Source organism: Pseudomonas sp. NPDC098740 (genome assembly GCF_044760065.1).
GTDB classification, from domain to species: Bacteria; Pseudomonadota; Gammaproteobacteria; order Pseudomonadales; family Pseudomonadaceae; genus Aquipseudomonas; species Aquipseudomonas rossensis.
The window spans coordinates 293,506-313,219 of sequence record NZ_JBIWAM010000002.1 but is presented as its reverse complement, the minus strand read 5'-3'; the positions used below and the strand labels follow the sequence as shown (position 1 = coordinate 313,219).

The 19,714-nt window shown below is 58.8% G+C and carries 16 protein-coding genes, 1 tRNA gene and 3 pseudogenes; 10 read left to right on the top strand and 10 right to left on the bottom strand.

Translation table 11 applies throughout. The features are described 5' to 3' along the window. The first annotated feature begins 42 nt into the window (after positions 1-42). Positions 43-1,239: an amino acid aminotransferase gene (locus ACIQU2_RS04030; protein ID WP_095128606.1), complete on the top strand. Its 1,197-nt coding sequence runs from the start codon at positions 43-45 to the stop codon at positions 1,237-1,239. A gap of 235 nt (positions 1,240-1,474) precedes the next feature. After that, on the top strand, positions 1,475-1,675 hold the full coding sequence (locus ACIQU2_RS04025; RefSeq protein ID WP_347805778.1) for a hypothetical protein: 201 nt from the start codon (positions 1,475-1,477) through the stop codon (positions 1,673-1,675). Here the strand turns inward: ACIQU2_RS04025 and ACIQU2_RS04020 are convergent. Further along, positions 1,672-1,902, bottom strand: coding sequence for a hypothetical protein (locus tag ACIQU2_RS04020; protein ID WP_008007186.1), 231 nt, complete (start codon positions 1,900-1,902; stop codon positions 1,672-1,674). The two genes, ACIQU2_RS04025 and ACIQU2_RS04020, sit on opposite strands and share 4 nt — an antisense overlap. 227 nt (positions 1,903-2,129) lie before the next feature. Between ACIQU2_RS04020 and ACIQU2_RS04015 the strand changes: the two genes are divergently transcribed. Further along, positions 2,130-2,205: transfer RNA gene (locus ACIQU2_RS04015), tRNA-Asn, on the top strand. A 178-nt stretch (positions 2,206-2,383) separates the two neighbouring features. Here the strand turns inward: ACIQU2_RS04015 and ACIQU2_RS04010 are convergent. Beyond that, positions 2,384-3,901 carry a nucleobase:cation symporter-2 family protein gene (locus ACIQU2_RS04010; RefSeq protein WP_347805777.1) on the bottom strand — a complete coding sequence of 506 codons (1,518 nt, stop codon included), beginning with the start codon at positions 3,899-3,901 and terminating at the stop codon, positions 2,384-2,386. A gap of 185 nt (positions 3,902-4,086) precedes the next feature. Between ACIQU2_RS04010 and ACIQU2_RS04005 the strand changes: the two genes are divergently transcribed. Together ACIQU2_RS04005 and ACIQU2_RS04000 are read left to right on the top strand one after the other, a co-directional pair. Then, complete coding sequence (locus ACIQU2_RS04005; RefSeq protein ID WP_347805776.1) at positions 4,087-4,548, top strand: hypothetical protein; 462 nt, start codon at positions 4,087-4,089, stop codon at positions 4,546-4,548. A gap of 134 nt (positions 4,549-4,682) precedes the next feature. Beyond that, the gene (locus ACIQU2_RS04000) at positions 4,683-5,168 is read left to right on the top strand and encodes a hypothetical protein (protein WP_347805775.1); all 486 of its coding nucleotides are present in this window, start codon (positions 4,683-4,685) and stop codon (positions 5,166-5,168) included. Positions 5,169-5,171: 3 nt separating this feature from the next. Here ACIQU2_RS04000 and ACIQU2_RS03995 read toward each other — a convergent pair whose 3' ends face one another. From ACIQU2_RS03995 to ACIQU2_RS03985, 3 genes are all read right to left on the bottom strand, one after another. Then, a complete protein-coding gene (locus tag ACIQU2_RS03995) occupies positions 5,172-5,999 on the bottom strand; it encodes an arylamine N-acetyltransferase (protein ID WP_403138764.1) in 828 nt (275 codons plus the stop codon). Positions 6,000-6,109: 110 nt separating this feature from the next. Beyond that, a complete protein-coding gene (locus ACIQU2_RS03990; RefSeq protein ID WP_046054235.1) occupies positions 6,110-6,904 on the bottom strand; it encodes an exodeoxyribonuclease III in 795 nt (264 codons plus the stop codon). A 99-nt stretch (positions 6,905-7,003) separates the two neighbouring features. Further along, positions 7,004-9,574 (bottom strand): EAL domain-containing protein, encoded by a 2,571-nt coding sequence (locus ACIQU2_RS03985; RefSeq protein WP_403138761.1) that lies wholly within the window; start codon positions 9,572-9,574, stop codon positions 7,004-7,006. Positions 9,575-9,841: 267 nt separating this feature from the next. On the opposite strand from ACIQU2_RS03985, the gene ACIQU2_RS03980 reads away from it, so the two are divergent. Both ACIQU2_RS03980 and ACIQU2_RS03975 read left to right on the top strand, forming a co-directional pair. Continuing rightward, positions 9,842-10,324 carry an HIT family protein gene (locus ACIQU2_RS03980; protein ID WP_403138759.1) on the top strand — a complete coding sequence of 161 codons (483 nt, stop codon included), beginning with the start codon at positions 9,842-9,844 and terminating at the stop codon, positions 10,322-10,324. Between the two features lie 91 nt (positions 10,325-10,415). Further along, positions 10,416-10,733 carry a hypothetical protein gene (locus ACIQU2_RS03975; RefSeq protein ID WP_256657577.1) on the top strand — a complete coding sequence of 106 codons (318 nt, stop codon included), beginning with the start codon at positions 10,416-10,418 and terminating at the stop codon, positions 10,731-10,733. 156 nt (positions 10,734-10,889) lie between these two features. Here ACIQU2_RS03975 and ACIQU2_RS03970 read toward each other — a convergent pair. The 3 genes and pseudogenes from ACIQU2_RS03970 to ACIQU2_RS03960 form a co-directional block, all read right to left on the bottom strand. Further along, positions 10,890-11,819: pseudogene (locus ACIQU2_RS03970) on the bottom strand (DUF1254 domain-containing protein); the annotation flags it as partial. A gap of 143 nt (positions 11,820-11,962) precedes the next feature. Further along, complete coding sequence (locus ACIQU2_RS03965) at positions 11,963-13,534, bottom strand: diguanylate cyclase (RefSeq protein WP_403138757.1); 1,572 nt, start codon at positions 13,532-13,534, stop codon at positions 11,963-11,965. A 65-nt stretch (positions 13,535-13,599) separates the two neighbouring features. Next, positions 13,600-14,001 (bottom strand): annotated as a pseudogene (locus ACIQU2_RS03960) (class II aldolase/adducin family protein); the annotation flags it as partial. On the opposite strand from ACIQU2_RS03960, the pseudogene ACIQU2_RS03955 reads away from it, so the two are divergent. Beyond that, positions 13,992-14,327: pseudogene (locus ACIQU2_RS03955) on the top strand (LysR substrate-binding domain-containing protein); the annotation flags it as partial. The pseudogenes ACIQU2_RS03960 and ACIQU2_RS03955 overlap by 10 nt on opposite strands. Before the next feature lie 60 nt (positions 14,328-14,387). Here the strand turns inward: ACIQU2_RS03955 and ACIQU2_RS03950 are convergent. After that, the gene (locus ACIQU2_RS03950; protein WP_403138754.1) at positions 14,388-15,179 is read right to left on the bottom strand and encodes a lipopolysaccharide biosynthesis protein; all 792 of its coding nucleotides are present in this window, start codon (positions 15,177-15,179) and stop codon (positions 14,388-14,390) included. Between the two features lie 175 nt (positions 15,180-15,354). Further along, positions 15,355-17,112 (bottom strand): murein L,D-transpeptidase, encoded by a 1,758-nt coding sequence (locus ACIQU2_RS03945; RefSeq protein ID WP_403138752.1) that lies wholly within the window; start codon positions 17,110-17,112, stop codon positions 15,355-15,357. Between the two features lie 81 nt (positions 17,113-17,193). On the opposite strand from ACIQU2_RS03945, the gene ACIQU2_RS03940 reads away from it, so the two are divergent. Further along, positions 17,194-17,898 carry a murein L,D-transpeptidase catalytic domain family protein gene (locus tag ACIQU2_RS03940; protein ID WP_347805856.1) on the top strand — a complete coding sequence of 235 codons (705 nt, stop codon included), beginning with the start codon at positions 17,194-17,196 and terminating at the stop codon, positions 17,896-17,898. Between the two features lie 110 nt (positions 17,899-18,008). Then, positions 18,009-19,706 (top strand): copper resistance system multicopper oxidase, encoded by a 1,698-nt coding sequence (locus ACIQU2_RS03935; RefSeq protein ID WP_403138749.1) that lies wholly within the window; start codon positions 18,009-18,011, stop codon positions 19,704-19,706. Positions 19,707-19,714: the final 8 nt, after the last annotated feature.

Sequence of the window (19,714 nt, the reverse complement as noted above, 5' to 3'; positions counted from 1 at the left end):
GCGCGACACGTCCCTCCACTTTCCATTCAGAGCCGCCGCAAAATGAGCCTGTTCTCCGCTGTCGAAATGGCACCACGTGATCCAATCCTGGGCCTCAACGAAGCATTCAACGCCGATACCCGTACCAACAAGGTCAACCTGGGGGTCGGTGTTTACTGCAACGAGGAGGGGCGAATTCCACTCCTGCGCGCCGTTGTCGAAGCCGAGACGATTCGCGTCGCTCAACACGCTTCCCGTGGCTACTTGCCGATCGACGGCATTGCTGCCTACGACCAGGCCGTACAGAAACTGCTGTTTGGCAATGACTCGCCACTGATCGCCGCTGGCCGCGTCATCACCACCCAAGCCGTTGGCGGTACTGGCGCACTGAAAATCGGTGCCGACTTCCTCAAGCAACTGCTGCCGAACGCTGTCGTGGCGATCAGCGACCCGAGCTGGGAAAACCACCGCGCGCTGTTCGAAACGGCCGGTTTCCCGGTGCAGAACTATCGCTACTACGACGCCGCGACCCACGACGTGAACCGTGTTGGCTTGCTGGAAGACTTGAACGCCCTGCCGTCCGGCTCCATCGTTGTCCTGCACGCGTGCTGCCACAACCCGACCGGCGTGGACCTGAGCCCGGCGGACTGGAATAACGTACTGGACGTGGTGAAAGCCAAAGGTCACGTACCGTTCCTCGACATGGCCTACCAGGGCTTTGGCGATGGTATCGACGAAGACGCCGCTGCCGTGCGTCTGTTCGCTGAATCGGGCCTGACCTTCTTCGTCTCCAGCTCGTTCTCCAAATCCTTCTCGTTGTACGGCGAGCGCGTGGGCGCTCTGTCGATCGTCAGCGAATCGAAAGAAGAAAGCGCGCGCGTGCTGTCGCAAGTCAAACGGGTGATCCGCACTAACTACTCCAACCCGCCGACCCACGGTGCAAGCATTGTCGCCGCTGTACTGAACAGCCCGGAACTGCGCGCTCAGTGGGAAGAAGAACTGGCTGAAATGCGCCTGCGGATTCGCGGCATGCGCATCCAGATGGTCGACCTGCTGGCGAAAAACGCGCCACAACGTGACTTCAGCTTCGTCGGTCGTCAGCGCGGCATGTTCTCCTATTCCGGCCTGACGGTTGAGCAAGTGACCCGCCTGCGCAGCGAGTTCGGCATCTACGCCCTGGACACCGGCCGCATCTGCGTCGCCGCGTTGAACCAGAGCAACATCGACGTCGTGACCAAGGCCATCGTTGCGGTGATCTGAGTCGTCCGGTGATACGAAAAACGGGAAGCCAAATGGCTTCCCGTTTTTTATTTGTCTCAGATAAATCCCAGCGCAGCAAACGACCGCTCTAGACTGCACACATATTAAATGTGGGAGCTGGCTTGCCTGCGATAGCGGCCGGCCAGCCAACATCAATGTTGAATGTGATGCCCTCATCGCGAGCAAGCTCGCTCCCACAGGTTTTATGTACACCCGAATTCTTACGAGAGCCCACATGAAAAACGATGACCTACGCGCCGACCGCGATGAGCTGGACCACTTCGTGCCTCGCACCCCGGCCAAACGCAGTAACAACCTGGTGATGCAAGTCGCTGCCGGCGTGTTTCTCGGCGGCCTGGCCTTGTGGCTGGTGCAGCTGGCCGCAACGATGCTGTACACCAAACTGATGCTCGCCACCGTCACCTTCGGCGGTTAGGCCAGTTCGGTTGCGCGCTGGCTGGCAGCGTCGTCATAGGCGACATAGAGCGATTCGGCTACCTGGCTTTTGATGGCCTTGGTGCTTTCCAGGCCCAGGACAAACCCTTCGGCCTTGCCACCGGCACGGTTCAATTCGTCAGCGGTGCTGGCCTGAGTGATTGCGTCGAACAGTTTTTCGGCGTGAGGGCCGACGCCTTTGGGCAGGCTGATCTGAGCGATGCTCATGCGAACACCCCGTTGTGGCTAGGTGTGGTGGTTGGGTGATTCATGGCGCGTACCTTTTCGGCGAATGGCCGGCAGCGCGTGTAACCACTTCCGGGCGGCCATGGTAGACCTCTGAGACGATTCTGGTAACCGCCCACGGTCGATAAACCACCGTCCGTCCCCATGAACCCGTCAAACTGCTAACAGGTGCTTGACTTCTCTTTTTGAATCAGTAACATACACGCCATTCCGCGATAGCTCAGTTGGTAGAGCAAGTGACTGTTAATCACTGGGTCCCTGGTTCGAGTCCAGGTCGTGGAGCCAGACAGCAATATCGAAAAGCCCCTGAATCGAAAGGTTCAGGGGCTTTTTTGTGGCCAAAAGATCGCAGCCTCGTTTCACTCGACAGCTCCTACAGAGAATTGCGTTCCACTGTAGGAGCTGTCGAGTGAAACGAGGCTGCGATCTTTTGATCTACCAGCCTTTTAAGCGAATACAACTGTCAGACATGCTCACTGCTTTTGGTGTGAGCCGCTCGATGCTCGTTCGACTCATGAACCGCCTCCACCACCGGAATTTCATTCCCGTCGCAGTCACGCAGTTTGCCTTCGCTGAAATAATCCCCTTCGCGCAACGCCGCCAGATCCTGATAACGCAGGACGCGCTCAGTACCGGCCGCGAATACCGACTGCTGATCGGAGTTACCGGCAGTGAGGTGGTTGAAGGTCAGGTTCAGCACGATGGCCATGATCGCCGACGAGCTGATGCCCGAGTGGAAGATCGTGGCGAACCAGCTTGGGAAGTGGTCGTAGAAGTTCGGCGCAGCGATGGGGATCATGCCGAAGCCGATGGAGGTGGCGACGATGATCAGGTTGACGTTGTTGCGGTAATCGACCTTGGACAGCGTACGAATACCGCTGGCCGCCACGGTGCCGAACAGCACGATACCGGCGCCGCCGAGGACAGAAGTCGGTACAGCAGCGATGACGCGACCCATAAATGGCAGCAAACCGAGGATCACCAGAAACAAACCGCCGGTAGCCACCACGAAACGGCTCTTGATCCCGGTCACCGCCACCAGCCCGACGTTCTGAGCGAAGGCACTTTGGGTGAAGGAGCCGAAGATCGGCGCGATCATGCTCGACAGCATGTCGGCGCGCAGGCCGTTGCCCAGGCGTTTGGAGTCGACCTTGGTGCCGATGATTTCACCCACTGCCAGGATGTCAGCCGAAGTTTCCACCAGGGTCACCATGACCACGATGCACATCGACAGGATCGCGGCGAAGTGGAAGGTCGGCATGCCGAAATGGAAGGGTGTCGGGAAGCCGAACATCGGGCCCTGAGTGACGGACGAGAAGTCTGCCATGCCAAGGAACACCGCGATCACCGTACCGATGACCATGGCCAACAGGATCGACAAGCGGGAGATGGTCGCGCTGCCGATCTTGCTCAACAGCAGCACCAGCACCAGTGTCACCGCCGCCAGACCGATGTTCGCCATGCTGCCAAAGTCCGGGGCATGGCTGTTACCGCCCATGGCCCAGCGCGCAGCCACTGGCATCAGCGTCAGACCGATGGTGGTGATCACAATGCCCGTGACCAGCGGCGGGAAAAACTTGGTGATTCGCGAGAACACCGGCGTGATCAGCAGGCCGATCAACGACGCGGCAATCACCGCCCCGAGAATCGATTGAAACCCGCCCTCCCCGCCACTGCTGACAATCGCCACCATCGTCGCGACGCCAGAGAACGACACGCCCTGTACCAGCGGCAATTGGCAGCCGAAAAACGGTAAACCCAGCGTTTGCAGTAATGTCGCCAAGCCCCCCGCAAACAGTGAAGCAGCAATCAACAAACCGATGTCCGCCGGCGAGAGACCGGCCGCCTGGCCGATGATCAAAGGCACCGCGACGATACCGCCGTACATGGTCAGAACGTGTTGCAGGCCGTAAGCCATATTCGCGCCGATCCCGAGATTTTCGTCCTCAGGCCGTTGGTGTGAAACATGGGGCGTTTTCATGGTTGGGGGGTTCCCTGGTTTTTGTTATGCGCACACTGTATGCAAGACTCAGGACAAATGTCTATATAGTTGTATACAAATTGTCAGTCAGATGATGGACACATGGCCATTCCACACTAGAGACTTGCGCCGCAGCTTCCCTGTTAAACTCTGCCGCTCCGCAGCCCTGGCGGACAATTACGGACATGGAAGCCGACACCTTGAATGACCGCTCAACACTCGAACACCTTGCCCAGATCCTGCCCCTGACCTTTGGCGCGTTTTGCACCGTGGTCGCCGTGCAAGCCCTGGCGATTGCCGTGCCCTTTGCCATGGATTCCCCTGACCTGGAGGTTGGCCTCTGGGTTGGCGTCGGCGTCTTTGTGCCTGTTTTGGTCGGTGGCGTGGTCTTCGGCATGGTGCCGCTGCTCGTAGGCTTCACGCCGCTGTACGCCTGGCTCAGCGCCAAGGGTTATGCCAACTGGGCGACTGGCGTGTTGGCTGGGGTGGCGATCGCCGGGCTGGTCTGTCTTCACCCGAAATGGCGGTTGCTGTGGTCGTTCTGGCTGATCGATGGCGCGGCAGTCGGGCTGATCACCCACTGGGCGTGGCGCCGAGTCCAGAAGATCCAAAGTGACACAAAATCCCGGGCCCCCTCACGACCATGAACACCCTTGAGCGATTCGCCCTTTGGCGGGGCAAGCCCCTTGAAGCCAAAACCTCCCGGCAACATGACGCAAGGCAAGACGTGCACTACCTTGATAGAGGTACGCTCTCACTGAGACCACGATAGGAAATCGACATGAGCAAGGCTGACCAACTCGCCGCGAAACTGAAGCAAACCCAGCAGTCCAGCGACGACGCGACACATTGCGCCGATCAGCAGATAGACAGCTGGCCTGCACAGGTTTACGAGCTGTACCACCTCATCGAAGCCTGGCTGGCGCCGCTCAGCGAAGCCGGGCTGAACATTCGGCGAGTGCCGACGCACGTCTTCGAGCGTCATCTCGACGGGGCGACCTACGACTACGCCATCGACCAGTTACTGATTGAAGGCAACCACCACAGCATCACCTTCGACCCCGTCGCTCGTTTCACTGAGGATGGTGCCGGGCGGGTCGAAATCCGCACCCAGGCAAAGGCTCTTTCGATGCTGCGAACCGTGAACGAACACGGCGAGACACAGTGGTGGCTGCAAGCGATCGATCAATCCGGGCAACAGCCGGATGCGATTGCCATGACCGAAGACACTCTGCTTTCGGTGGTACAGGAGGGGCTGGAGCTGTGAGGTTCAGGGCTGTTGAATCAACCCTTCTATAACCCGGCGCAACGCCGCCTCCCGCGGCACCCGAATGTCGAACTCGCTGCGCAACACACCCATCAATTCATCCACATCAGTCACCTGCCGCCGCTCAGTCTCACGGCCGATCCGATGAATCGCAAAACTGCCGTTGTTCAGCGTGCGGCGCCACCCTTCGCCGGTGCGCGCCACCATCAGCTGCCTGGCGAAAGACGATTCGGGGTGGGTCGAGACGTACCAGTTGCCAACGGCGTAATCGATGTCTTCCTGGCGCTGCAAATCGAAAATGTACATCGCCCGCCATTCGCCGGCGACGTTGGCGCGCAGGGTGTAGCCATCCTCGTGCTGCTCGATGCGATAGGGTTCGTGAGGTGTGAACTGTTCAGCCGGGGTATCGAGCATCAGCGGTGCGGTGGGCACCATGCCGCCGAAGCCGACGTCAGTGATGTAGCGAACGCGGTCCAGGGTTACCACGCTCAAGCGGTGTGTACGGGCGGTCCACGCGCCTTCGGGTTGGCCCATGACCACTCGGCCGGAGATGCCGCAAGCATCGAAGCCCAGTGCCTGGAGCAAGGCCAGGAACAGGTTGTTGAGTTCGTAGCAGTAACCACCGCGGCCATCGCGCAGGACCTTTTGCTCGATTGACGGCAGGTCGATGAGCACCGGCTGGCCCGACAACGTGCTGAGGTTTTCGAACGGGAAGACGCCGGTGTGGCGCAGTTGAAGTTGGCGCAGGGTTTCCAGGGTCGGCGCCGGAGGCGCGTCGAAGCCCAGGCGCTGCAGGTACAACGCAAGATTGCTCAGGTGTGGCTCGCTCATTGCTCGATCCTTATGCTGGGGGCCGGATTTCTCCGCCGAAGGGCGCCATGTATAAGGGATAAAGCGGCTCGACTGACAATTGATTTAGCCAATCGCCACACACTTCAATCTTAACGCCGCTTGCGCGAACTCAACCGAATCCACGTCGGCGCATGATCACTCGCGTGGGGCTCGTTGCGAACCCAGGCATCGACGCCGGCCTCCTGCAGATAAGGGCTGAGCGCCGGGTTAAGCAACAGATGGTCGATGCGCAGCCCTGAGTTCTTTTGCCAGTGCTGGCGAAAATAATCCCAGAAGGTATAGAGCCGATCCTCCGGATACAGATGACGCAAGGAATCGGTCCAGCCCTGGGCCAGCAGGCGCTGATAACACTCGCGACTTTCAGGTTGGAGCAACGCATCCTTCAGCCAGGATCGCGGGTTGTAGATGTCCAGGTCAGTGGGCACCACGTTGTAGTCACCGGCCAGCACCACGGGATGCTCACTGGCCTGAAGCGTCTGCGCGTAATGGATCAGCCGTTCAAACCACGCCAGCTTGTAATCGAACTTCGGCCCCGGCTGCGGGTTGCCATTGGGCAGGTACAGGCAGCCCACCAGAATCCCGTGCACGGCGGCCTCCAGATACCGGCTATGGGTGTCGCTGTCATCACCCGGCAGGCCTCGACGACTCTCCAGCGGCTGAGCATCCCGCGCCAGAATCGCCACGCCGTTCCACGACGACTGACCTTGCCAGATCGCGCCGTAGCCAGCGGCCTCAAGCTCGGCGGCGGGGAAAGCACTGTCGACCGACTTGAGCTCCTGCAAACACGCAATGTCCGGTTGCTCTCGCGCAAGCCAGGCCAGCAAGTTGGGCAGTCGGGCGCGCATGCCGTTGACGTTGAATGTCGCGATTTTCAGGTTCTTCATGTTCCAACGCTCGCAACGCAGGGTCGATGTCCAGTTGTGACCGGGGGTGCGCCCCGGCAGTTGCCTCTACGAGCGAGTCAGGCGACTAAAGGCACGTCCCTACACTGGAAACTCGTCATGCGACGCCTTGAGCAATGGCAGCAACGCCTGCTTTTCCATAGGCCGACTCAAGTAGAAACCCTGCACCTCATTGCACTGGTCCGAGACCAGGAAGTCCAGTTGCTCCAGGGTCTCGACGCCTTCTGCCGTCACGGTCAAGCCCATGGCTTTGCCCAGGTTGATGATCGCCTGCACCACGGCGCGGTCATTGCCGCCGCCGCTCATGGACGAGATGAAACGCTTGTCGATCGTGATCCCGTCGAACGGGTACGTGCGCAAGTAACCCAGGGACGAATAGCCGGTACCGAAGTCGTCCATGTTCAACCGCACGCCCAGTTCCTTGAGCGCATTCATGGTCGCCAACGCGCCCTCCACATCGATGAGCATCACGTTTTCGGTGATTTCCAGCTCCAGACGACTGGCCGGCAAACGGGTCTGGATCAATGCCTCCCTGACGTCCTCCACCACATCGCTGCGGGCAAATTGCACAGGCGACAAATTGACCGACACCATCAACGCACCGGGCCAGGTCAGGGCCGTTTCACAGGCTTCGCGCAACACCCAGCGCCCCAAAGGCACGATCAGGTCAGTCTGCTCAGCCAAAGGGATAAACTCGTCGGGGCTCAGCAGCCCCTGTTCCGGATGCTGCCAGCGCAGCAACGCTTCCACCGAAACCACCTGCTTGCCGCCCATGTTGTAGCGCGGCTGGTAATGCATCACGAACTCGTTGTTCTTGATCGCCCGGCGCAAGTCGTTCTCCAATTGTCGGCGGTGCTGGATCTGATCGTTCATGTGCGGCGCAAAGTAGCACCAGGTTTTCTTGCCGTTGGATTTAGCCTGATACAGCGCAATGTCGGCACACCGGATCAGCTCATTGGGAATGTGACCCTGACGCCGACTCAAGGCGACACCGATGCTCGCGCCGATGTGCAGCGTGTGATGCTCGTAATGAATCGGCTGGTGCAGGCTCTCGAGCAAACGTTCGCAGAACCGGTCGATTTCGGCGTGGCTGTCCATGCCGTTGAGCACCAGCACAAACTCATCACCACCGAGCCGGGCGACCAGATCGATGTCCCGCGTGCACTCGCGCAATCGGGTGGCGACTTCCAGCAGTACGGCGTCGCCAGCCGGGTGGCCAAGGGAGTCGTTGATCGGCTTGAAGTTATCCAGATCGATCATCAACAGCGCCAGCGCCGCCGAATGCCCTTTCTGCGCCAGGGCCTCGTCGAGGAAACGCGCCAGTTTGTTGCGATTCGGCAGCCCCGTCAGGGCATCGTGCAACGACAGATGCTGGATCTGGGCATGGGCAGCGACTTCATCGGTGATGTCGCTGGCCGTTCCGCGATAGCCCAGCACCGCGCCCTTGCGATGGATCGGTCGTGCCGAAACCCGGCAAATACGTTGTTGCCCCGACTGATCGCGATAGGAGCAGCGCAAATGGCTGACGGACTGTTCTTCATTAAGCTTATGCAGCCACAGCGACAAGGGCAGCGTATCGCAATTGAGCAGTTGCCCGATGTCCTGCCCTATCCATTGCTGATCGGAAAAACCGGTGACGGTGGCGAAACGTCCTGACAGATAAGAGATGCAATGCTTGTCGTCGATTTCCCAGATCCAATCGGAAGCGGCCTCAGCCACGGCACGAAAACGTTCTTCACTGGCCTCCAGCGCCTGGTTCGATAAATCCAGGCTGGTGTAGCTGGCATCCACGTGCCCGGACGTGCGCAAGACATACCGGAAGAAATAAGCTGTTAACAACGCCAGCACCAACAGCGCGCCGCCCAATGGCGGCAGCAGCGACCAGAGTAACTGGTGACCCGGTTGCTCAAGTCGGGAAACCAGGCTGTAGCCGGTGTCCGTCAGTGCCACGGCTGGCCTGTCGGGCGAGATGGCGTTATCAGGCGCCAGGTTTAAATCATGCAAACCGTAATCGGCGCTCAGGGCGCTGAGCTTGTCAGGGCTTAATTGGTCGACGAACACCAGCACCGAGGTGCTTTGATGATCGACCGCCGGCCTTTCGTCATTGGGGACGATCGCGGCAGCCGTCAGCAATGCCGGTTTACCCTCGAACAGCGTGAACTGACTGACGGGATCAATGAGGCTTTCCTGACGCTGGACTGCCTGTATCAGTGTCTCCATTGATGCCGAAAGAGAGATGGTCGCCGCCTCCTGCACCTGAAGCCCGCGCACCACGGCGTATTTGGTTTGCTGATGATCGACCACGAAGACGCCATCGTAGTGATCGATGCTGAACAAGGTTTTGCCCAGGTTCTGCTCGACGTAGGCCCATTGCACATCGACCTTGCCGTTCAAATGGTCGTAGGCGCTCGTCCAGTTTGCATAACTGGCGACGTAGTTTTTCGAGGCGGTGATGCGATTTTCCAGCGCACGCTGGGTGTAGAACGTGGTCTTGGCCAGGTCCTGGGCGTCCAGCCTCCCGGCAATGTTGAACAAGGCCAACAGGGCGATCAGCACACCCAGAACAATCAGCAAGCCGACGACAAACACCAGGTTACGGGTTATCGGCGTATGACGGGGAGCGGTGACGGTGGTAACGGCGGTCATATCCATGCACTTGATCCTGTCAATCGATTGCCTGAACGGGATGCGACGCTCGCGAGCTTTTTTACCAGGACACTGGCCGAACGTTTATTGACCATAGCAGCCATGCCGGGCCTTGGCGCAGGGATAGCGCGAGTCATTGCCGCAATTAAAGAACCGTTCACACAACCATTGCCAATCGACGGCTGCAGCCCTGTAATTGCAAGCAACGCCCGCGTACTCCCGACTGGGTACGTCGCCATCGTTTGTTATCGCGCAAGAAAAGGAAGTCATGACATGCCCCTCATCCCCCAGCACTTCATCCTCCATGAAACCGAACACTGGATCGTCAACCACCGCCTTAACTCGGCACTGCCGGGTTACATGATGCTCGGCGCCCGAGCGAACGTCAGCGCGCTCCACGAACTGCCCGAAAGCGCCCTCGCCGAGCTCGGCCCGCTGCTGGCGAAAACTCAACGGATTGTCGAAACGTTGGTCAAACCCAAACGGCTGTACATCGGTCGCTACGGACATGTGCCCGGCCATCCGATTCACTTTCATGTCATACCGATCTACGACTGGGTCGAGGATTTGTTCTGGCAGGATGCACGCTACAGAGTGCTAGAGACCTTCTCATCCCCCCACCCGGAAAGCATCACCGACGGTGCCGAGCTGACGCTGTTTGTCTGGCGTGAGTTTTGTGAACGGCCTGATCCGCCGACTGCACCGGGAATGACAGTAGAAGCAGCGATCAGCCACCTGCGCGAGGCTTTCGCCTGAAACGCACGCCGACCACTCGTCAACCAATCGGCACCAACCGCCCTGCCCTTCATACCAACATCAGGTAACGACTCATCTTTGGAGACGCACCATGATGACCATCAAAATGACTTCGCTATTACTGGCTGGAGTGCTGTCCGCCATGTCCGTCGGCATTTTTGCAGCCTCAGGCGATGGCGCTGATGCAACCGGCACCCAATCGGGTTCAATCGGCGGCTCGACAATGGCGCCCAACAATAACCCTGGCCAACCTTCGGGCGGCCACAACGCTGACGGCGGCAATAGCGGGTCGGGCTCTTCCAGCGGTGGCAACGGCGGTAACGGTGGAAACAGCGGCTCTGGCGCGGGGGGTGGCACGGGTGCTGCGGGGGGAGGAACCGGCGGTGCCGGAGGCGGAACAGGCAGCTGAACGCGTAAAGGCAGCCGATGATTGGAGATCGTCGGCTGCTGTCATTTGGTTGCTACACACCGGCATGTGACCGCCGGCAGGTTCCACTTGCCGTTCAACACCTCGGGCTTGAACCCAAACAAACGCATGGTCAGATTGAACCTACCCTTCGGCCTTGACCACGCGAGTGAGCGTTGGAACCTCCCACGTCTTCAACGTCTGTGCGTCTTCGGGCGCGGTCTGAAGCGCTGCTTTGATTTCAGGGTCCAGCGCATCCATGTTGAAGGATTTTCCGGGTTCGATACCGATACGCTTCATCTGCGCCAGGATCGGTTGGTCGGTGATGTGCGCAGGGTGCACTTTGAGCAATTCGGCGGCGTAGGCGAAGTAGTCGGCCGCCGACATTGAGTCGACCTGGATCTTTGGCGGGGTCTTCATGTCCACGGCCGGGTCAATGTTCACGCTGGCCGGCTCGGGGCTTTTACCCTGCCGGGACAACGGTGTCACGGTGTAGCCAGCCTGAATTTTGTGCACGGCCGCGTAGTCCGCAGCGCCGTCGGTCTTGGTGCGGCCAATGACCCAGACAAAGGGCGTAGGCGCCGGCAGATGGTTCAGTCCGGCAGGCACCGTCCCGGTCCAGCCCGGCGGTGTCACCAGAAACTGTCCCGCTTGGGTGCCCGTGGTGCGCCAGCCCGGTGAGGCAAATACATCGGTCCACATGTCGAGCATCGGCAGCAGGTAAAAACGCCCGGCCGTATCGGGCGCTGCGATCACCAGCGGTTCTTTGGTCAAATCCAGCCAGGCAATGGAATACAAGGTGTCGAAGTTCGAGCGCACCACCCCTTTGAAATCTGTAGGGGGATACTGCGGCACGCTGACAAACATATTCATCGGACCTTTACCGAATTCCTTGCCCGATTCGATGTTGGTGAATTGCTTGCGGGTGATGTCCATGGTCAACAGCGGGTACAAATAAAGGTAGGCATCCACGCCGATGGCGTGTGCTTCTTCGGCTGTGACTTTCGATTGAGCGTGGCTCGCAAGCGGAAAGATGGCGCAGGCTGCAACGGTTATAGCAACGGCTGTCAATGCTTGAGTAATCAACATTCTGACGATCATCCGTGCGGTGGGGAGACCTGCCGGGATCGGCAGCGTTACCGCAACTCTAGACGATCAATTGAAGAGGATCTGACAGGCAGACAGCCGGCTGGCCGGGGTGTTGCGCGGGTGAAACAACATCGAGAGACACCTCAACGATCCGAACGCAGCAGAGCCTCGACACCGCCCTCCATCGACAGCACCGCCGAGCGGTTTCGCCCCGAATGCTTGGCTTGATACAGCGCCGCATCCGCACGTTCGATGAACACTTCCATGCTGTCCCGCCCCGTCGGCACAAACGAATAACAACCCAGACTGACCGTCACGAAGCCCGAGGGTGAACCGCTGTGGATGATGTTCTTGTCCATGACGCTGCGGCGGATCTGCTCGGCAATCACCATCGCGCCGTGAATGTCGGTGTCGGGCAGCAATACCGCAAATTCCTCACCGCCGTACCGCACGGCCAAATCGGCTTTTCGATGGCAGCACCCCTTCACCGCCCCCGCCACTTCAGCCAGGCAATGGTCCCCTGCCACGTGGCCGTAAGCGTCGTTGTAGCGCTTGAAGTAATCGATATCGAGCATGATCAGGCTCAGCGAACTCGACTGCCGGGCACCTCGGCCGAACTCGATGTCCAGCGCTCCCTCGAACAGCCGGCGATTGGCCAGGCCGGTCAGGCTGTCGTGGGTCGCGATCAGCTTCAGCGCTTCCTTCGCCTTGCGCAAATCCGCCTCGACCTGTTCGCCGACACGCACCTGATAAAGGAACACCCAACCGAACAACCCCACGCCCAGCACCACCAAGGCAACGATGACCGTGGAGCGAAACGCCGTGTCGTTCCAATCCTTGAGAATCGAATCCCTGGACGAGGCGGCAGACACGACCAGCGGATAAGTGTCGAGCTGACGGTAGCCATACAACCGCACAACACCATCGACCAGCGAGCTGAACATTGCGTTACCGGAGGGCGCGTTGGGCAGCAATTTCTCGAAGATCTCGCTCTTGGCCAGTGATGTGCCAATCAGCGATTCCACAAACGGCCGTCGCGCCAGCAGCGTTCCGTCGGTCAAGCCCAAAAACATCGAACCGTTGTCATCAATGCTGAAGCTTTTGAAGAACTGATCGAAGTACGCCATCTTGATGCCGGCCAACAAGACGCCCTGGAAATTGCCATTCTTGTCGTTCACCCGTTTGGATATCGGGATGATCCATTCGCCATTTTTCCGACTGCGAATCGCCGGCCCGATGTGCGCCAGGGACGAGACGTTCTGCTGGTGGAACTTGAAATAATCGCGATCCCCCACACCAGGTCCGCGTGGCAGTTCGTCGAAAGAGGTAACGACCCACTGCCCCTTTTGGTCGAACAGAAATATCCCGTGCAATTGATTCAGCGCCTGCACCCGCCGGGCGAACGTTTTCTGCAAGCGTGCCTTTTGGGGCGCGCCGAAACCATCAGCCTGAATCCAGTCCGCCAGACTGGTCAGCACCAGATCGGCTTGCATGAAGGTGTCTTCGGCCTGCTGCGCCATGGCCCGCGTCAGGTTTGTAGACGCCACTTGCGCCAATGCCAGGTCATGCCGGCGCGATTGCTCCAGTTGCAGGTAAAGCAAACCGCACAGGCTCAGGCACACGACCGCAATAAACAGTACCGCTGCTTTGCGCAGAGGTAACCGTTTCAACGTGACGCCGGTGGCGTTGTGCGGATCGTGAAGGGGGATAGGCAAAAGCTCGTCCTGTAAGGGTAAGGCATGGGCAACACCCCAAAACCCTTATTTTTTGTGAGCTTAGTCTACGGGGGGGTATGGGGCAAATGTCCTTTGGCAAGCCGCCGCATCGCACTGTGCAAATGCGCCCGAGCACTTTCTGCATCCCCCAGGCGCATTTGCTCATAGGCCCGCTGGGCAATCTCATGGGGCACCGGCTTGAGTTCACGCTGGGTCGCCATCGCCATCAACTGCACCTGAGCGGCACGTTCAAGGTGATACAGATCATCCCAGGCTTCGGCGATGATTGGCCCGGCGACGATCACCCCGTGGTTCTTCAAAAACAGAATGTCGGCATCACCCATGACGCTGGCAATCCGGTCGCCTTCAGATTCGTCGAGCGCCAGACCGTTGTAGTCCTCGTCCACCGCCGTACGACCGTAGAATTTCGAGGCCGTCTGCCCCAGCCACAACAGCGGCGGGCGTGGATTCAGCCAACGGGGTATTGCCATTGGCGCTGTTCCCGCAGGGCTGCATTTACCGTCAACGGGCCATCCGCCTGCTGGATGTGGCTCAACGGCCCTGGCGGGTTGCGTTTGGCAGTCATAGCCTGACGGGCATTCAGGCGGCGGTGGCTTCAGGTTTGGGCGTATCGGTGCTGCCCGCTTCGGCGGTACTGCCTGAGCACAGTGTGTGCACCGACCTGCCCGAATTGCCACCGACCGAGTTGGCATTGATCAGCCGGGAGGGCGCGTTGACCAAGTTGCAACGGGCGTTGGTGGAGTTTTTGCGCGAGGAACTGGGCCAGACATAATTACCCCAACAAAAAATGGGCGCCTCGAGGCCGCCCATTTCAATAAAGCCCGAACAACCTTTAGATCAACTTGTCGATCTCTTCCAACGTCACTCGGGGAATGAGCTCACCCGGAATCCTTGAGGAACTGGACAGGTTGTAGACCTGAAAATCATCATCCACGACGTACTTCGACAAGATCTCGAACGACGGCAGGATTCGCGTATAAAAATGCTGATCAAGCAGGCATGGCGACGCGAACGTGCCGGCCCCTTCGTAAAAACGGCTTACAGACTGATTCAAGTCGACGCCGACCAGAAACACCTTGGTAAACCCCACGTGATACGCAATCTGCAAAGCCAGATAAGCCACGGTACGGGCATCAAAAAAACCGCGTTTAAGGTTCTTGCTGAAACCAAGGGTTCTATTGCGGCCATTTCCGAGTTTGCGACTTCTGACGAGTTCTTTATCGGCCCTGAAAACCAGGTCGGTCCAGGAGAGCTTGGGTGCTCGGCCGAGTAAGTAAAGTTCGCCCTCAGGCGCTACCGTCGTATGCCAGATGTGCTCTTGCCACAGTGCAACCCGCTGACTAATACGCATGGCCTGTGAAAACAGTTCGGGTTGCTGTTGGGAAAAGCCTTGATCCGTACAGGCATAAAAGAACGGCTTGATACCTGTCCCGGAGAACATGGAAATGGCGCCGTTCATCGTGATCATCGGAACGTCTGCAAACTTTTCCAATGGAAAATCTTTAGCGGACGCCCCCGAGGCAATGATAAAAACAGCTCCTTTTTGAATGTTGCGGCACTCATCGAGGTCATGCACCTCAAGCATACCTGTGATGAGTGAGGTTTTTTTTTGCGCAACATCCATGGTCAATTCCCTATCCCTTCACATCGATGATCGGTAACTATTTTGTATTGTGTTAGTTTCAACAGGTGAGCCAACCTTGGGGCTTTACCAACTCCTGAATCTGCGACGGAGCGCAAAGGTAGACGCAGAGCGCTTGCATCGTAGGTGCATCAATGACCTGCAAGTCCCGCTTCCTTCACGGCCATTGCCGGTTTTGCCCCGTCGCGACAGCGGAAGTTCCTGCTCGTAGCACATCCAGAACGGGCAGTTCCGAAGGCAGATTCAACCCCCGCAGTACCGCGGAGTCGTACCCGTATACATCGGGTTTAAACATCACTCGACCATCGTTACTCAGGTCCACGGTCCAGTAAGCCAACAGCACCGGCACCTTGACGGGAAGCCTGATGTTTTCGGTCTTGCCGTTAGCCAACTGGGCCTGTATCCCGGCGCTGTTCCAACGAACCGGGTCGTTGAACAGTAGCTCTACTAACTGCAGTGGGTTCTCCACTCGTATGCAGCCTGAACTGGTGGCACGGCGCGATTGCGCAAACAACTCGCGATGCGGCGTGTCGTGGAGATAAATCGAATAGTCATTGGGAAACCGAATGACCACCTGCCCCAGCGAGTTATCCGGCCCGGCATCCTGTCGCAGCGTGATACCGCGCGCGTTATCCCAGTCGACGGTCGACGGATCGAGCACATTCCCCTCTCGATCAAGGGCTCTTATACGGTTGGCGGCAAGGTAGCCAGGATCTCGTTGAATCTTCGGCAGCATGTCTTTGACGAGGATGGTCGGTGGCACGGTCCAGGTGGGGTTGAACGTTACATAAGTAATCTCGGATTGAAACACCGGCGTACTGCGGAACGGCTTACCGACCTGAACCCGGGAACGCCATATCGCTTTACCGTCGCGATAGAGCGCCACTTTGTAACCCGCAATATCAACGATGACAAAAGTGCCCTGAAGTTTGAACAGCAACCAACGCGCGCGCTCCATGTTCACCCGAACCTGGTCTATCCGCGCCTCTACGGGCACATTCAACGCAGCCAGTGTCGCGGCCCCCGCCACGCCATCCGCCCCCAGGTATTGCTCGGCTTGATACTTTTTCACCGCCGTGGCGACGCTGTCGTCGTAATCAGTGCGTTGCTTCTTTGAAGGGGCCAGATAACCACCCACCACCAAACGTGCTCGCAACTGCGCGACAGAAGCGTCATCCATGCCTGGCTTGAGCGATTGGCCTTCGGCAATCTTCGGCCAGCCGCCCGCGTCCCGAACCTTGCGCAGTTGCGCCAGGCCCACGCGCAGGCTGCGGTAAACCGTCTCTTGTGGCGGCGCTTCGGCGAAAGCGCGTGCCACGTCATGAGCATCGAGCGCGGCGAACAAGTTATTCATGTCTCCACGAGGATCGGCACCGACAGGGTCGAAATTCCAATGGATGTCCAGACGCGAAGGGTCAACCTTGCCGCGCCGTAATTGCAGCAGCGCCGTGATAAAGGTCCGGGTTGCCGCGATATCGAACGCCGCCCGTTGCGCCACCGTCGGCTCTGCTGCCTGCATCGACGCTCTGGCGTTCGCCAACTCATCAATATGAAAGTCCGCAGGGTCCACCCCATCGGCCTGGGTCTCACTCAGGCTTTTCAATAACTGGATGACATCGCTGTCGTTCGCCCAGGCCGAGCGATAACCCCGATGCATGTAAAAATCTATGACCACGCGACTCGGATCCACCCGTTGATGGCCACGGGAGGTGAGCAAGGGTGGAAACGATGAACTCAATGGCTCAAGTGCCGCCTGAATCGTTTGAGCGACGTAATCGTCAGGTGCTGCGCCAGTTCTGCCGATGACTGCAGATACCGCCTCAATCGGCGAATTTTCTGCAATCGCTGCGCCGCTGATCAGAAAGCCCATAAAAAAGATGCGGCTTATGACGAATAACCTTGTTAACTGCCCCATGGATAATCCTTAATCGCCCCGTATTCAACGGCTAGCATCCTGCACACTGCTAGACTCGAAGCATTAATGTGAGACTTACATATGGCGCTAGACCGCTTTGGTTTCCTATTCACGGCCCTGCTGCTGACGTCAGTTTCGGTACCGGCAGCCTACGCCGATTCGCTTGCAGCCGCGCTGCTCAAAGCAGCACCTGGCGCCAACGCCAAAGTCATCGGGCTGGCCGTACGCGCGACCCAATGCAGCTTGGCCCAAGGTAAAGCACCTGTCCAAAGACTTGCTGTCATCGACTACTCACTGCCTTCGACCGAACAACGGTTGTGGGTGTTCGATCTGAAGAAACGTAAATTACTGTTCCACGAACTGGTTGCCCACGGTCGCAACAGCGGCGAGAACATGGCGGTCAAGTTCTCCAACCAGAATGAAAGCTTTGCCACCAGCCTCGGTTTGTACCGCACCCAGTCGAGCTATGTCGGCCAGAACGGTTATTCCTTGCGCATGGAAGGTCTGGAGCCGGGTTTCAATGACAACGCATTTGAGCGGGCGATCGTTATTCACGGGGCGCCCTATGTCAGTCCGGTGCTTGCCCGAGCGAATGGCCGGATTGGTAGAAGCCTGGGTTGTCCGGCTGTGCGGCCGGCGATTGCGCACAAGTTGATTGATTCGATGAAGGATGGGCAGTTGTTGTTTTCTTACTATCCGGATCAACGCTGGTTGAAGTCGTCTTCGTATATCAATTGCGGTGGCGGCACTGTGGCCGCAGCGTCAACACCCAATTCACGCCAATAGATACGGCTTGAACCTGTCAAAACTGTAATCTGCGCCTCAGCCTGCTGAAAGGCACCGCCCGTTAGCCTCGTCATCAAGCTCTCTCCACGCTGGCGGACCGGGAACACGGCATGCATTCCAACACATCAAGACGCACCTTCGTGAAGGGCCTGGCCGCGGGCGGGCTCCTCGGCGGCCTCGGGTTATGGCGCACGCCTGTCTGGGCGGTCACCAGTCCCGGCGAGCCTCAGGTGCTGGCGGGCACCGATTTCGACCTGCTCATCGGCGAAACCCCGGTCAACATCACCGGCAACCCGCGCACCGCGATGACCATCAACGGCGGTATTCCCGGGCCCCTGCTGCGTTGGCGCGAAGGCGACACGGTGACGCTGCGGGTGAAGAATAAACTCAACGTTGACACCTCCATTCACTGGCACGGCATCTTGTTGCCGGCCAACATGGACGGCGTGCCGGGGCTGAGCTTTCACGGCATCGAGCCGGATGGAATGTACGTTTACCAGTTCAAGGTCCGGCAGAACGGCACTTACTGGTACCACAGCCATTCAGGCTTACAGGAACAGTCCGGCGTTTACGGGCCGTTGGTGATCGATGCGAAGGAACCGGAGCCTTTCCAGTACGACCGCGACTATGTGGTGATGCTTACCGACTGGACCGACGAAGACGCCGTCGACCTGATGAAGACGCTGAAAAAACAGTCGGACTACTACAACTACAACAAGCCCACCGTGGGTGATTTCATCCACGACGTCAGCGAGAAAGGTTGGGGTTCCACGGTCGCCGACCGAAAGATGTGGGCCGAAATGAAGATGAATCCCACAGACCTGGCCGACGTCAGCGGCGCGACTTACACCTACTTGATGAACGGCCAGGCGCCGAACTCGAACTGGACGGGCGTGTTCCGGCCGGGCGAGAAGCTGCGCCTGCGCTTCATCAATGGCTCCGCCATGACGTACTTCGACGTGCGCATTCCCGGGCTGAAAATGACAGTGGTCGCTGCGGATGGGCTGCACGTCAAACCGGTGAGCGTCGATGAGTTTCGCATTGCGGTGGCGGAGACCTACGATGTGATTGTCGAACCGACCGAAGCGGCTTACACCTTGTTCGCCCAGTCGATGGATCGGACTGGCTTCGCACGCGGCACGCTTGCAGCGAAGGCTGGTTTATCCGCGCCGGTACCGCCGCTGGACCCTCGACCGCTGGTGACCATGGATGACATGGGCATGGGAGGGATGGATCACGGCAGCATGGCGGGCATGGATCACAGCGCCATGGCCATGCCCGGCATGCAGTCCCATCCCGAGACGGAAAAAGACAACCCGCTGGTGGACATGCAAGCCATGACCACCACCCCCAAACTCGACGATCCCGGCCTGGGCCTGCGCAACAACGGCCGCCGCGTCCTGACCTATTCCGACCTGCGCAGCACCTTCGAAGACCCGGACGGCCGCGACCCGAGCCGTACCATCGAACTGCACCTCACCGGCCACATGGAAAAATTTGCCTGGTCGTTCAACGGTGTGAAGTTCTCCGACGCCGAACCCGTGCGCCTCAAATATGGCGAGCGGGTTCGGGTGGTGCTGGTCAACGACACGATGATGACCCACCCGATCCATCTGCACGGCATGTGGAGCGACCTCGAAGACGAGAACGGTGAGTTCATGGTGCGCAAACACACCATCGACATGCCGCCCGGTTCCCGACGCAGCTATCGGGTCACCGCCGATGCCCTCGGCCGTTGGGCCTATCACTGCCATCTCCTGTACCACATGGAAATGGGCATGTTCCGTGAAGTTCGCGTGGAAGAATGAGGCGCTAC

What these genes read in the sequence shown, in the direction of transcription:
- ACIQU2_RS04030 (WP_095128606.1), top strand. Translation starts at nt 43, where the DNA reads ATGAGCCTGTTCTCCGCTGTCGAAATGGCACCACGTGATCCAATCCTG.
- ACIQU2_RS04025 (WP_347805778.1), top strand. Translation starts at nt 1,475, where the DNA reads ATGAAAAACGATGACCTACGCGCCGACCGCGATGAGCTGGACCACTTC.
- ACIQU2_RS04020 (WP_008007186.1), bottom strand. Translation starts at nt 1,902, where the DNA reads ATGAGCATCGCTCAGATCAGCCTGCCCAAAGGCGTCGGCCCTCACGCC.
- ACIQU2_RS04010 (WP_347805777.1), bottom strand. Translation starts at nt 3,901, where the DNA reads ATGAAAACGCCCCATGTTTCACACCAACGGCCTGAGGACGAAAATCTC.
- ACIQU2_RS04005 (WP_347805776.1), top strand. Translation starts at nt 4,087, where the DNA reads ATGGAAGCCGACACCTTGAATGACCGCTCAACACTCGAACACCTTGCC.
- ACIQU2_RS04000 (WP_347805775.1), top strand. Translation starts at nt 4,683, where the DNA reads ATGAGCAAGGCTGACCAACTCGCCGCGAAACTGAAGCAAACCCAGCAG.
- ACIQU2_RS03995 (WP_403138764.1), bottom strand. Translation starts at nt 5,999, where the DNA reads ATGAGCGAGCCACACCTGAGCAATCTTGCGTTGTACCTGCAGCGCCTG.
- ACIQU2_RS03990 (WP_046054235.1), bottom strand. Translation starts at nt 6,904, where the DNA reads ATGAAGAACCTGAAAATCGCGACATTCAACGTCAACGGCATGCGCGCC.
- ACIQU2_RS03985 (WP_403138761.1), bottom strand. Translation starts at nt 9,574, where the DNA reads ATGGATATGACCGCCGTTACCACCGTCACCGCTCCCCGTCATACGCCG.
- ACIQU2_RS03980 (WP_403138759.1), top strand. Translation starts at nt 9,842, where the DNA reads ATGCCCCTCATCCCCCAGCACTTCATCCTCCATGAAACCGAACACTGG.
- ACIQU2_RS03975 (WP_256657577.1), top strand. Translation starts at nt 10,416, where the DNA reads ATGATGACCATCAAAATGACTTCGCTATTACTGGCTGGAGTGCTGTCC.
- ACIQU2_RS03950 (WP_403138754.1), bottom strand. Translation starts at nt 15,179, where the DNA reads ATGGATGTTGCGCAAAAAAAAACCTCACTCATCACAGGTATGCTTGAG.
- ACIQU2_RS03945 (WP_403138752.1), bottom strand. Translation starts at nt 17,112, where the DNA reads ATGGGGCAGTTAACAAGGTTATTCGTCATAAGCCGCATCTTTTTTATG.
- ACIQU2_RS03940 (WP_347805856.1), top strand. Translation starts at nt 17,194, where the DNA reads ATGGCGCTAGACCGCTTTGGTTTCCTATTCACGGCCCTGCTGCTGACG.
- ACIQU2_RS03935 (WP_403138749.1), top strand. Translation starts at nt 18,009, where the DNA reads ATGCATTCCAACACATCAAGACGCACCTTCGTGAAGGGCCTGGCCGCG.